Below are 13275 nucleotides of genomic sequence, written 5' to 3'. Positions count from 1 at the left end.
TACGCACAAGAGAAGGAGGCAGGTGACCGCGCATGCACATTATCGCAGTAGGACTGAATTATAGAACAGCTCCCGTAGAAGTAAGAGAGCAGTTTGCATTTGCGGAACGGGAATTGCCTGAGGCAGTATCCCAGCTTATTCAGACACAAAGCATCATGGAATGTGTCATAGTAGCGACCTGCAATCGTACGGAGATTTATGCGGTAGTAGACAGGCATCAGCTATGTGGACATTACATTCGCAGTTTTATGGAGAAGTGGTTTAAGCTCCCGAGGGAGCATTTCACCAACCATTTATATATGTATGAGGATGAGAAGGCGATCGACCATTTGTTTCGCGTGACAAGCGGCTTGGATTCGATGGTGATCGGCGAGACTCAAATTTTGGGACAAGTGAAGAATGCCTTCTTGCTTGCGCAGCAGCATAAAACGACAGGAACGGTATTCAATATGCTGTTCAAGCAAGCCGTAACGATGGCTAAGCGCGCTCACTCCGAAACATCGATTGGAGAATCGGCGGTATCGGTCAGTTATGCAGCGGTAGAGCTGGGCAAACGGATTTTTGGCCAATTCAACAAGAAGACGGTTATGGTGATCGGTGCAGGTGAAACAGGCGAGCTTACGGCTAAGCATTTGTATGCGAACGGCGCTGAGCGAGTCATAGTTGTCAATAGGACGTTCGAGAGAGCGGCTCAGCTCGCTGACAAGTTTAATGGCTTGGCATGGTCTATGGAGGAAGCGGCTGACAAACTGCATGAAGCTGATATTATTATTAGCTCAACGGGCTCAGACGGCTATGTCCTCACGCGTCAACAGGTGGCGGCCGCCATGCAGCGCAGGAAAGCAAAACCTCTTTTCATGATTGATATAGCCGTTCCGCGTGATCTCGATCCATCGATAGCAGCAGTAGAGAACGTCTTTTTGTATGATATTGATGATCTGGAAGGTATTGTGGAGAGCAACTTGGAGCATCGCCGCCAGGAGGCTGCTAAGATTGAAGCTATGATATCCGAGGAAATTGAATTGTTCGAGCAATGGTACAAAACGCTCGGAGTCGTACCTTTAATTCGTTCTTTGCAAACGAAAGCGGCCGGCATTCATGAGGAAACGATGAACAGTCTGACGAACAAGCTGCCGGATCTTGGTGAGCACGAACTGAAGGTTATCCGCAAGCTAACGAAGAGCATCGTTAACCAGATGATGCAGGACCCGATTCTGCGTATTAAGGAAATGGCTGGAGAGAAGCGGGCTGACGAGGCAATGGACATGTTCGTGAAGCTATTCGCTCTGGAAAATGAGCTTGAAAAAACGCGTCAAGCTGAGCTTGAAGCGGCAACAGATACTGTCGCTGCAGCAAAAAAGAAAAATACTCAACCTCATGCGGCTGCGGCGGTATTAGCACCTATTACAAGGTAGACGGCTGCAAGGTGGAGGAGCTATGGTGACGCAAAACTTTTTATATGACGCGATACTTTATATTTACGCCCTGAGCCTGCTGTTTTATTTCTCTGACTTTATGAATGCGAGTCAGAAAGCGAAACGGATGGGTACAGGGCTGCTTATTTTTGTTTGGGTATTACAGACTGGTTATTTGATATTGCGAGTTGTGATGCATTTACAAATGACGGATGTGACCACTTTCGAATATTGGCTAGGATTTTCTTGGCTGCTCGTTACGATTTCATTAGTCATCAATAGGTTTTTCAAAATCGACTTCATCGTTTTTTTTGTCAATGTTGTCGGCTTCGCAGTACTCGCCTTAAATTTATACAGCAATCCCGGTAAGGGTGAGTCGCTTGAGCTGTGGGAAACGACGAGAGAGCTATTGTATATTCATATCAGTCTTGTATTATGCGCTTATGCTGCATTGACGATAGGTGCGTTGTTCGCAGGCATGTATTTGTTTCTTCACAATCAGTTGAAGCGAAAGCGGTGGACGAACTTTGTGCGCAGGCTGCCCAGCTTGGATATGATTGAGCGTTATGGCGACCGCGCCGTCATTATCGGTGTTCCATTGCTTGCGATGTCGCTCGCTATTGCTGTAACTTCATTGCTCGTTGAAGGACGTACTGCGCTTCTGCTCGATTGGAAGGTGTTGTCCTCCTTTGTTACGTTAATCGTTTATGGTATTTATGTATACCAAAGAGCGATGCTGAAGCGTCCTGGATTACAATTGGCACGTTTGTATATATTTTCGTTTGGCTTGCTGCTTCTGAATTTATTTTCGAATTATTTCTCTTCCTTTCATTGAGAGAATAAATAAAGCAAGCGGCTAAGGAGGACATGCTTCCATGAACGGATTTTATCCGGTGTACTTACAGCTTAAAGGTCGGCGCTGCCTTATTATCGGCGGCGGTAGGGTTGCCGAACGCAAGCTGCTTGGCTTGCTTGCTGCAGGTGCAGATCATGTTTGCGTCATTAGTCCTGCTGTTACGCCGCGGATTGCAGCTCTGGCTGCTGAAGGTGCTGTCCTCTGCAGCTTGCGCTCTTATGAAGCAAGTGACCTAGAAGGTGCACGGCTATTATTCGCAGCCACAAATGACAAGCGCCTGAATGCACAAGCTGCTGAGGATGCCGAGAGAATGGGCATTTGGGCGAGTACAGCGGACGAAGCGGGCAAAGGCTCTTTTATATCCCCCTCAACCATTAGAAGAGGCGATCTGCTCTTCGCGGTTACGGCATCAGGTGCCAGCCCGGCTTTATCCCAACATATCAAGCAAGAGCTCGAGGCCGAGTATGGTACGGAATACGAGGAATTAACAGCGAAACTGAGGCTTTTGCGCGAACGTGTTATCCGCGAGATTGCGGATGAGCAGAAACGAAAACAGATATTGAAGCTAGCGGCCGAAGAAGCCGCGCGCCATAAGCAGTACAATCGTGACATCGAGGAGTGGCTGAATAGTCTGCTTCATCGGATTGACAGGAGGCTTACATAATGGGAACAAATGAACAAGGTAAACGCGTTATCGTCGTAGGCACTAGGCAAAGCGCACTGGCGCTGACGCAAACGGGACAAGTCATTGATGAGCTTACACGGATCAGCGAGAAGCATGGATTTGGTTATACGTTTGAAGTGAAGAAGATTGTAACAAAAGGTGACCGTATTCTTGATGTTACGTTGTCTAAGGTTGGAGGCAAGGGCTTGTTTGTGAAAGAAATCGAGCAAGCACTGGTCGACGGCGTTATTGATCTGGCTGTACACAGCATGAAGGACATGCCCTATGAACTGCCAGAAGGATTAATGAACGGTGCCATACCGAAACGAGTAGATCCTAGGGACTGTCTGGTTACAAGGAAGGGTGGCGGCCTTGATGCATTGCCTCTTGGCGCTCGTGTAGGAACGAGCAGTCTCCGCCGTGCATGCCAGCTTAAGAACGCGAGACCTGATCTTCAGCTTGAGTCTATCCGCGGTAATATTGATTCCCGCATCCGCAAGCTGGAAACGGAAGGTTTCGACGCGGTCGTACTTGCTTCAGCAGGTCTGACGCGCATGGGTTGGCAGGATCGCATTTCCTCTAATATCCCGGTTGATGTGTGTCTACCAGCAGTTGGACAAGGTGCACTCGGCATCGAATGCCGTGAGAATGACGAGCAGATTCGTGAGCTGCTCGCCTTGTTGAACGATAGTGAAACGGAGCTTACGGTAAGAGCTGAACGCAGCTTCCTCGGCTCATTGAACGGTGGCTGCCAAGTGCCGATCGGCGCCTACTGCATGCGAGGCGAGGAGCTTGAAGGTCAGAGCGGGGCTTACAATTTGATTATGACTGGTATGGTCGGATCACCTGATGGCGCTACATTGCTGAAGGAAGTTATGCAGGGAACGAACCCCGAGCAGCTTGGCAAGGATGTTGCAGCCGCACTAATAGCACGCGGTGCAGACCGTATTTTAGCTGAAATCGGGGGATGACGGACTTGGATAAGGGGAAGGTATACTTGGTTGGCGCAGGACCGGGAGATCCTAAGCTGATCACAGTGCGCGGACTAGAATGCTTGAAGGAATGCGATGTGGTCGTCTACGACCGATTGGCAAGCCCAAGACTGCTCCGCTATGTAAAGTCGGGAGCAGAGCGGATTTATGTGGGGAAGCTGCCTGACCGCCATACGATGAAGCAGGAAGAAATTAATCAACTGCTTGTTGACTTGGCGCTTCAGGGCAAAGTGGTTACCCGTTTAAAGGGCGGCGATCCAACGATATTCGGCCGTGTCGGAGAAGAAGCGGAGCTGCTCTACGATAATGGTATCTCATTTGAGATTATACCTGGCATTACCTCGGCGATTGCTGTACCTGCTTATGCGGGCATTCCGGTTACTCATCGAGACTTCGCTTCCTCCCTGTCCATTATTACTGGGCATGAGAGTCCGGACAAGCTTGATCGTTCCATTCATTGGGATAAAGTAACAAATGCAACGGGAACACTTATTTTTTTGATGGGTGTTGCAAAAATCGGCTACATAGCGGACCAATTGATTAAGCATGGGAAGCCTCCTGAGACACCGGTTGCTCTCGTTCGCTGGGGGACGAGAGTGGAGCAGCGCACAATAGTCGGCACGCTTGAGACGATCGAGGGAATTGTTAAAGCCACAAACTTCCAGCCCCCCGCCGTAATTGTAGTTGGCGAGGTCGTATTGCAACGAGAGAAGCTCAAATGGTATGAGAGCAAGCCATTATTTGGTTTGCGGGTACTTGTAACGAGGGCAAGAGCGCAGGCGAGTGAGCTTGCTGATCAGATTGAAACGCTCGGCGGCGAGCCCTGTGAGTTCCCTGTCATTGAGACGAGAGAGCCTTCGGATCCAGGGGCGATTGAAGCTTTGCGCGAGAAGCTGGAGCAGGCGGAGCAATATCAATGGCTGATGTTCACAAGCGTAAACGGTGTTGACTATTTCTTGCGCTGGCTTCGGAAATTCCGAATTGACATACGTCGATTTTATGGTGCGAGGATTGCTGCTGTAGGTCCTAAGACAGCTGCAGCTCTTGCTGCTCACGGTCTAATTGCAGAAGTGATTCCGACGAAGTTCTATGCGGAAGGATTGCTTGAGCAGCTAAGGCCGCAGCTAAAAGCTGGGGAACGGGCATTGCTGCCGCGCGGCGATCTGGCACGTGAGGTATTGCCGCTTGAGCTGAAGGCAATGGGACTGCTTCCCACTGAAATTGATGTTTATGAAACGGTGCTCGCTGAGCAGCAGGACGAGCTCGCCCTTGAATGGATTATGGAGAAGGAAATCCATATGATTACGTTCACCAGCTCTTCCACCGTTACGAATCTACTGGAGCTTCTGAAGCGTAAAGGCGTTGATAACCCTGTAGAGCTTCTGTCTGGTATTCCGATCGCAAGCATGGGGCCGATTACGACTAGAACGGTACTGGAAGCGGGTTTAGAGGTTGCGATTGAGCCGGAAGCAGCGACACTGGACGGTTTACTTCAGGCTATGATCGACTATCAGCATACCCAGCTAGCCGCTAAGGCAAGGGAGGAAGTATAAATGTTAAGTTTTCCAACAGTAAGAAACCGCAGATTACGCAAAACGTCAGCGTTAAGAAACCTTGTGAGAGAAACAGCGCTGAGCGTGAATGATTTCATATATCCTATATTTGTAACCCATGGCGTGAATATTAAAGAAGAAATTCCGTCAATGCCAGGCGTTTATCACTTCTCAATGGACTTATTGGAGCAGGAAATTCGCGATGTGGTCAAAGCGGGTATACAGTCAGTACTGTTGTTTGGTTTGCCGGAGCATAAGGACGCGATTGGTAGTTCAGCTTATGCCGCGAACGGTATCGTTCAGCAAGCGATTCGCGCTGTCAAGCAATGGGCGCCTGAGCTTGTTGTCGTTGCTGACACCTGCTTATGTCAATTCACAGACCACGGTCACTGCGGAATCGTACACCTGCACGAGGAGTCGGGCATCGCCGAGGTAGATAATGATTCTTCCTTAGATCTGCTCGTTCAGACAGCAGTCTCGCAAGCTGAAGCTGGTGCGGATATTATTGCCCCATCGAATATGATGGACGGCTTTGTCATTGCCATTCGTCAAGGACTGGACGATGCGGGTTTCAGTGATGTGCCGATTATGTCTTATTCCGTGAAGTTCTCATCTGCTTACTACGGTCCGTTCCGTGATGCTGCCCATTCTGCACCGCAATTCGGTGACCGCAAAACTTATCAGATGGATCCAGCAAATACACGTGAAGCACTGCGGGAAGCGGAGACGGATATTGCAGAAGGAGCCGACTTCCTTATGGTTAAGCCTGCACTGGCATACTTGGACATTCTAAGGCTGCTTAAAGATAAGTACCATCTACCTGTTGTTGCTTATAACGTAAGCGCGGAGTATTCAATGGTGAAGGCTGCAGCTGCAAACGGCTGGATTGATGAGCGCTCAATCGTTCTGGAGACGCTGCTTGGGATGAAACGTGCAGGCGCGGATTTAATCATCACGTATCACGCAAAGGATGCGGCACGATGGTTGAAGGGAGAGGAATAAGCATATGAGTGAGAAAACCAATCTTAGAAATGATTCGCGTTCGGTCGAAGCTTTCGCAAGAGCGAAGAAGGTTATTCCAGGCGGAGTAAACAGCCCTGTTCGAGCATTCAAATCCGTAGGTTTAAATCCAGTTTATATGGATCGCGGACAAGGAAGCCGAATTTTTGATATTGATGGCAACAGCTATATTGATTATGTAGCTTCGTGGGGGCCGCTTATTATGGGGCATGCCCACCCGGAGGTCATTGATGCAATTAAGCGTACAGCAGAGAAGGGGACGAGCTTCGGCGCTCCTACTGAGCTTGAGACGCTGATGGCCGAGCTTGTGTGCGAGCGAGTACCTTCGGTAGATATCGTTCGTATGGTCAATTCGGGTACGGAAGCGACGATGAGTGCGATCAGACTTGCGCGGGGATATACGAAGCGCAACAAAATATTGAAATTTGAAGGTTCTTATCACGGGCATTCGGACAGCTTGTTGATTAAAGCGGGTTCAGGGGTGGCGACACTGGGCTTGCCTGACAGCCCTGGTGTTCCGGAGCATGTGGCATCGCATACCATCACTGTACCCTATAACGATATTGAATCGGTGAAGCTTGCTTTCGAGAAATTTGGCGAGGAAATCGCATGTGTGATTGTTGAACCAGTAGCGGGCAACATGGGCGTTGTACCACCTTTGCCAGGCTTTCTGCAGGGGCTTCGAGATATAACGGCTCAATATGGCACAGTGCTTATATTCGACGAGGTTATGACCGGTTTCCGCGTAGGATACAGCTGCGCGCAAGGTCTGTACGGCATTAAGCCAGATCTGACCTGCTTCGGGAAGGTTATCGGCGGCGGCTTGCCAGTCGGAGCCTATGGCGGCAAACGCGAGCTGATGGAGCTGATTGCCCCAAGCGGTCCGATCTACCAAGCAGGCACCTTGTCAGGCAACCCACTGGCGATGGCTGCTGGATTTGCAACGCTGAGCTTGCTTACACCGCAGGTGTATGAACGGCTAGAGCGCCAAGCCGTGCGGCTTCAGCTAGGCTTTGAGACAAATGCCAGCAAGCAGGGCATTCCGAGCACGATTAACCGCGTTGGCTCCATGGTTTGTCCGTTTTTCACAGATGCGACAGTCATCAACTTCGAATCGGCCAAAACCTCTGATCTTGAGAGGTTCAAAGCTTATTTTGCATCTATGCTTGATCTTGGCGTTAGCGTAGCTCCTTCTCAGTTCGAGGGCATGTTCATATCCGCTGTCCATACGGATGAGGATATCGATGCTACAATTGAAGCGAATCGTATCGCATTAAGCCGTTTATAGAGGTTGTCTACAGGAGGAATACGGAATGGTTGATGGTTATATAAAGCGAAGCGGCGAATGGCTGGAGCTGGATGATGCGGCTCTGGCATTCCTATCCGCTTCTCCAGCCATTAATCCCCATACGGAGAAGGATCCGGCGGCGTTGCCGGAGCTAGCACAGCCGCGGGCTGGCAGTCATCCGCACATGGTGCGGCAGTGGCTGCTGGCCCGTTCCTTTTTTCCGCAGAAATGGGTTAATCGGCTGTTTTCAGTAGGCGGCATAAGGTGGGAAGGTGAATGTCTGCAACTGCTTGCCTTCCCTGCGGTAGATCCGCGCAGCGACGCAGCTTATCGGAATATTCGGCTAAGTACACCTGCAATCTCACCGAAGGTGCTGTTCGAGGACGATTTCTGCATCGTCTTCGATAAACCGGCTGGAATGGCCGTGCACGGCTCAGCACCTGGTGAGTCCGGAACATTGGATGAAGCAGCAGCCAGACATTTGCTGAGGCAGGGAGATCCGCTAAACGTGCGTCATATTCATAGGCTTGATGATGAGACCTCGGGCCCGGTCTTATATGCCAAAAACGATCTTGCACAGTGGAAGCTGGATGAGGCGATGCGGGCCAAATTGATTGACAGGCAGTATATTGCAGTCGTGCACGGACAGCTATCCAAGGCTAATGGTGTGATTGATGCGCCGATTGGCAAAGATCGGCATCACCGCTCAAGGCGACGCGTATCGGATAACGGAGAGCATGCAGTTAGTCACTACGAGGTGCTTGCCTCGAATGGTGAGTTGTCTGTCATTCGTGTGCGGCTGCAAACAGGACGAACTCACCAAATTCGGGTTCATCTGAGTTATATTGGCCATCCACTGGCAGGGGACAGCTTGTACGGAGGGGACTCCAGGCTGCTCGGCCATCAAGCTCTCCATGGGGAGAGGCTGGTGTTCGCACATCCGTGGACGAATAGGCAGATGGAGATTCATTCGCCGTGGCCGAAGTGGCTTGTTGGGCTTTCTGAAAAGATACATAACCGTTCAAAATGATAGTCATGCTCCCGCCCCTCCTACCATATAGATAAGTAGTGAATGTAATGTTAGACCAAGCATTCAGTAGGAGAGGGGAGGACTTTAGCGTGTCGGATCAAACGAACGGATTACGCTTTGATGTGTATGAGCGCGTCCATTTGCCCGATGATGTAGCGGCAATTGACGAGCTGGAGGAAATCGAGCTTGTTCCCCGTATTCAGGTGATCGACCAAGGGGATCATGCTGTGCTCAAAGGGCAGCTTCTATTGAGCGGGGTATATCGGAATCAAGCTGATGCTGAGAACGTACTCACGCTTGAGCACTGGATACCTGTTGAAATTACGCTGCCGATGAACCGAATTTCGCGGCTGGACGATATTTCGATTGAAATCGATAATTTCGATGTCGATTTATTGTCCGCGCGTACGTTGAACATTACGGGTGTATTATCGCTTCGAGGTATTTCTGCCCAGCCTGTGTTAGAGCAGGAGGAAATCTGGCGCGAGGAGCCCTTCACGGTTGTACATCAGCGTGAGCCATTCGATGAGCGTGAGCGTGCATCCGAATCGTATTACGCGCAGATCGCGTCGAATGACACGCCGTACATATCGGCAGAGGATGCTGACTTCGGGCAGGAGGAAGAAGCATTCCAGCAGAGGCAGGAAGAACTGTCCGATGAAGCGGAGGCGACGGTTACGATTTCCTCTGGGTCGTCAGACACAGGATGGAGCTCTTCGCAGCTGTTTGCTACGCCTAGCGAGCAAGCGGAGGCAGAGGATGAATCGCAGAGTGAAAGAGAAATAACGTTAGCATCGCAGCAGACCAGCGACGAAGGATGGCTCGCTACGTCATCGGCGTTCGTAAATTCAGCCCCTGAATACGCACCCGCTGATGATGAGCTGTCGGAGCTACATGATCAAGAGCGGGTCGAACCAGAAGCGGAAGCCTCCGAATGGTCGCTTGCTCCGAATGAAGAAGTGGTGCTTCCACAGCGGATAGAGCCTGAAGCAGAGAAACAGGAGCTTCGGATTGCTTTCACAGGCAAGCCCCCTGAGAGCGGATCAAGTGTACCTGCTGATGTCGGAATCCTCACACTGCTGCAGACGAGCAGACGTGAGCAGGCTGCTCGTGAAGCTGCAGAGCAGGTTGTCGCCCAGCAGCGTGCAGACGAGGAAGCCAGAGTGCAAGCTTCAGGTGACGAGATTGAATGGAAAAACCTATTTCTTGGCAAGCGGTCGGAGGATACGGAATTCCGGAAAATTAAAATGTGCATCGTTCAGCGTGATGAAACGCTCGATATTATTGCTTCGCGCTATAGTCTGAACCCGAGAGAAATTGTCATATATAACCGGTTGGAAGACTCGGGAGTATCGGAAGGACAGCTACTGTATATTCCATAATGGCTGTGATGAATGGTGGAAATGCCCTTGTTGCTCAAAAAAATGAGCGGTAAGGGCATTTCTTACGTTCGTTTGGTTGACTCAGCAGTGCAACAAAGGTATGATTAAAAGTATATATGCGTTATAACGACGTTGAAGGGGAATAGTAGACAGCAAAGCCTTCAGAGAGTGGAACCGTTACGCTGAGAGGTTCCGCAGGAAGTGACTGCTACGAGTCGCCCCGGAGTTGCCTGAGCCAAGTAGGAGCAACGAGTGCTCTACCGAAGTCAGGCCGGCCACAGCCGTTATCTGTTTGAGTGCCGTGCAGATTTTGTTAGCGCGGAACAAAGGTGGTACCACGGAAGCTAAACCTTTCGTCCTTTATGTTGAGGGCGATAGGTTTTTTTTGTTTTTGTAGATCGATTTATGGAGGATGGAACCCATGTCAGAAAACCAAACGACAACTGCAATGCCAACTACCTATGATCCGAAGGCTGCCGAGCAGAAATGGTACGATTACTGGATGCAGGGCAAATTTTTTGAGGCAGGAAAACGCCCGGATGCGGAAACTTACACGATCGTAATACCGCCTCCAAACGTTACCGGTATGCTGCATATCGGCCATGCACTAGACTTTACGCTGCAGGATATTTTGATCAGAACGAAGCGTATGCAAGGCTACGACGCTCTATGGCTGCCAGGTACCGACCATGCAGGCATCGCGACTCAGACAAGAGTGGAGCAGAAATTACGGGAACAAGGCATATCCCGCTATGATCTTGGACGTGAGGCATTCCTTAAGAAGGTATGGGAGTGGAAGGATGAATATGCGAACACGATCCGCGACCAATGGGCAAAGATGGGCTTGTCACTCGATTATTCGAGAGAACGCTTCACGTTGGATGAAGGCTTGTCCAAAGCGGTACGCGAAGTTTTCGTAAAGCTGTATGAGAAGGGTCTCATTTATCGCGGCAAAAAAATCATCAACTGGGATCCGGCCGCACGCACGGCGCTTTCTGATATTGAGGTAGATCATAAAGAGGTTAACGGACATCTTTACCATTTGAAATATCCACTTAAAGACGGCTCAGGCTCCATAACAGTTGCAACGACTCGTCCTGAAACGATGCTCGGCGATACGGCAGTTGCTGTTCATCCTGAGGATGACCGCTATAAGCATTTGATTGGCCAATTGATTGTACTTCCAATCATTGGACGTGAAATTCCGATTATTGCTGATGAGTACGTGGATAAGGAGTTCGGTTCTGGCGCTGTGAAGATTACGCCGGCACATGACCCGAATGACTTCGAGATGGGCGAGCGTCATAACCTGCCTCGGATTATTGTAATGGATGAATCCGGTACAATGAACGCCGAAGCAGGCCCATATCAAGGTCTTGACCGCGCAGACTGCCGCAAGCAACTGGTAAAGGATTTGCAGGAACAGGGCGTATGCGTAAATATCGAGGACCATGTGCATCAGGTTGGGCACAGCGAGCGCAGTGGTGCCGTTGTCGAGCCTTACTTGTCCACCCAATGGTTTGTTGCAATGAAACCACTCGCTGAGGCAGCAATTGCTGCTCAGAAGTCTGGAAAAGGCGTGAACTTTGTACCGGAGCGGTTCGAGAAAATTTACTTGCACTGGATCGAAAATGTGCGCGATTGGTGTATTTCGAGGCAGCTATGGTGGGGTCACAGGATTCCTGCATGGTATGATGATTCGACAGGCGAAATGCATGTATCTCGCGAGGATATGGCAGGCGAGCATCTTAGTCAGGACAACGATGTTCTCGACACTTGGTTCAGCTCCGCCTTATGGCCGTTCTCGACGCTTGGCTGGCCGGATCAAACGGAGGATCTGAAACGCTTCTACCCAACGGATGTACTCGTGACCGGTTATGACATTATTTACTTCTGGGTGGCGCGGATGATTTTCACGGCGCTTGAATTTACTGATGAGTCTCCATTCAAGGACGTGCTTATTCATGGACTTGTACGCGATTCGGAAAACCAGAAGATGTCGAAATCGAAAGGCAACGGCGTTGATCCACTTGAGGTAATCGAGGAATTCGGTGCGGATGCGATGCGGTACATGATCTCGACAAACAGCACACCAGGGCAAGATTTGCGTTATAACGTAGAAAAGGTCAAGCAGGCACGCAATTTCGCGAACAAAATATGGAATGCGTCTCGCTTTGCCTTAATGAATCTGGAGGGCGTGAAAGCGGAGGATATCGACATTACCGTGAATCTGGGTACTGCTGACCGCTGGATTCTGCATCGTTTGAATGAAACGGTTCGTGATGTAACTCGTCTAATTAATAGCTATGAGTTCGGGGAAACCGGCCGTATTTTAAATAACTTTATTTGGGATGATCTATGCGATTGGTATATCGAATTTGCCAAGCTCAGTCTTTACGGTACGGACGAGGCGGCCAAACAAGCAACCAAATCGGTGCTTGCTTATGTCCTTGACCGCACGCAGCGGCTTATTCACCCGTTCATGCCTTTCATCAGTGAAGAGATTTGGCAGCATTTGCCTCATACAGGCGATACGATCACATTGGCCGAGTGGCCTGTATATGACACAGCTCTAGAAGCGCCTGACGCAGTTAAAGAGATGGAGCTGCTGATGGAAATGATTCGTGCCGTTCGCAACATTCGTGCTGAGGTTAATGTGCCGATGAGCAAAAAAATTGAAATGCTGATTAAGCCGTCCAGTGAAGCGGAAGCTGCCATTATGTCCCGCAATGAAGAGTTTATTAAACGATTCTGCGGCACTTCGAGCCTGGAAACAGGCTTTCACGTTAATGCACCAAGCAATGCTATGACAGCAATTCTGACAGGAGCTGAGCTTTACTTGCCGCTTGCAGGTCTAATCGATATCGAGCAAGAAATTGCTCGCCTTGAGAAGGAGCATCAGCATCTGAATACAGAGGTTGAGCGTGTAGAGAAGAAGCTTGGCAATGAAGGCTTTGTTGCGAAAGCGCCAGCCAAAGTCATTGACGAAGAACGCGCCAAAATGAATGATTATGCAGATAAACGCGACAAGGTGCTGGCTAGAATTGCGGAGTTGCGCGGATAACGCTGCGAAAC

10 protein-coding genes and 1 other annotated feature are annotated in these 13275 nt (G+C 49.9%); all 10 genes read left to right on the top strand.

Annotation, left to right across the window (positions count from 1 at the left end; genetic code table 11):
- Nucleotides 1–32 precede the first annotated feature (32 nt).
- Nucleotides 33–1415 carry a glutamyl-tRNA reductase gene (hemA, locus tag FGT79_RS09410; RefSeq protein ID WP_138752415.1) on the top strand — a complete coding sequence of 461 codons (1383 nt, stop codon included), beginning with the start codon at nt 33–35 and terminating at the stop codon, nt 1413–1415.
- A gap of 22 nt (nt 1416–1437) precedes the next feature.
- Nucleotides 1438–2250 (top strand): cytochrome C assembly family protein, encoded by an 813-nt coding sequence (locus FGT79_RS09405; protein ID WP_138752414.1) that lies wholly within the window; start codon nt 1438–1440, stop codon nt 2248–2250.
- Between the two features lie 40 nt (nt 2251–2290).
- Nucleotides 2291–2935, top strand: coding sequence for a precorrin-2 dehydrogenase/sirohydrochlorin ferrochelatase family protein (locus FGT79_RS09400; protein WP_138752413.1), 645 nt, complete (start codon nt 2291–2293; stop codon nt 2933–2935).
- Nucleotides 2935–3906, top strand: coding sequence for a hydroxymethylbilane synthase (hemC, locus tag FGT79_RS09395; RefSeq protein WP_138752412.1), 972 nt, complete (start codon nt 2935–2937; stop codon nt 3904–3906). The genes FGT79_RS09400 and hemC overlap by 1 nt, the downstream gene beginning before the upstream one ends.
- A gap of 5 nt (nt 3907–3911) precedes the next feature.
- Nucleotides 3912–5480, top strand: coding sequence for a uroporphyrinogen-III C-methyltransferase (gene cobA, locus FGT79_RS09390; RefSeq protein WP_246096241.1), 1569 nt, complete (start codon nt 3912–3914; stop codon nt 5478–5480).
- Nucleotides 5481–6482 (top strand): porphobilinogen synthase, encoded by a 1002-nt coding sequence (gene hemB / locus FGT79_RS09385; protein WP_138752410.1) that lies wholly within the window; start codon nt 5481–5483, stop codon nt 6480–6482.
- A 4-nt stretch (nt 6483–6486) separates the two neighbouring features.
- Nucleotides 6487–7788 (top strand): glutamate-1-semialdehyde 2,1-aminomutase, encoded by a 1302-nt coding sequence (hemL, locus tag FGT79_RS09380; RefSeq protein ID WP_138752409.1) that lies wholly within the window; start codon nt 6487–6489, stop codon nt 7786–7788.
- A gap of 25 nt (nt 7789–7813) precedes the next feature.
- Nucleotides 7814–8818, top strand: coding sequence for an RluA family pseudouridine synthase (locus FGT79_RS09375; RefSeq protein WP_138752408.1), 1005 nt, complete (start codon nt 7814–7816; stop codon nt 8816–8818).
- An 89-nt stretch (nt 8819–8907) separates the two neighbouring features.
- Nucleotides 8908–10200 carry a LysM peptidoglycan-binding domain-containing protein gene (locus FGT79_RS09370; RefSeq protein WP_171056148.1) on the top strand — a complete coding sequence of 431 codons (1293 nt, stop codon included), beginning with the start codon at nt 8908–8910 and terminating at the stop codon, nt 10198–10200.
- Between the two features lie 123 nt (nt 10201–10323).
- Nucleotides 10324–10564: a binding site (T-box leader), on the top strand.
- Nucleotides 10565–10621: 57 nt separating this feature from the next.
- Entirely contained in the window at nt 10622–13264 is a 2643-nt protein-coding gene (locus tag FGT79_RS09365; protein WP_138752406.1) for a valine--tRNA ligase, read from the top strand.
- Nucleotides 13265–13275 lie beyond the last annotated feature (11 nt).

It is taken from the genome of Paenibacillus sinopodophylli, assembly GCF_005930355.1.
GTDB classification, from domain to species: domain Bacteria; phylum Bacillota; class Bacilli; order Paenibacillales; family Paenibacillaceae; genus Pristimantibacillus; species Pristimantibacillus sinopodophylli.
The sequence above is the reverse complement of the archived record's forward strand: the minus strand, read 5'-3'. Positions and strand labels throughout refer to the sequence as shown.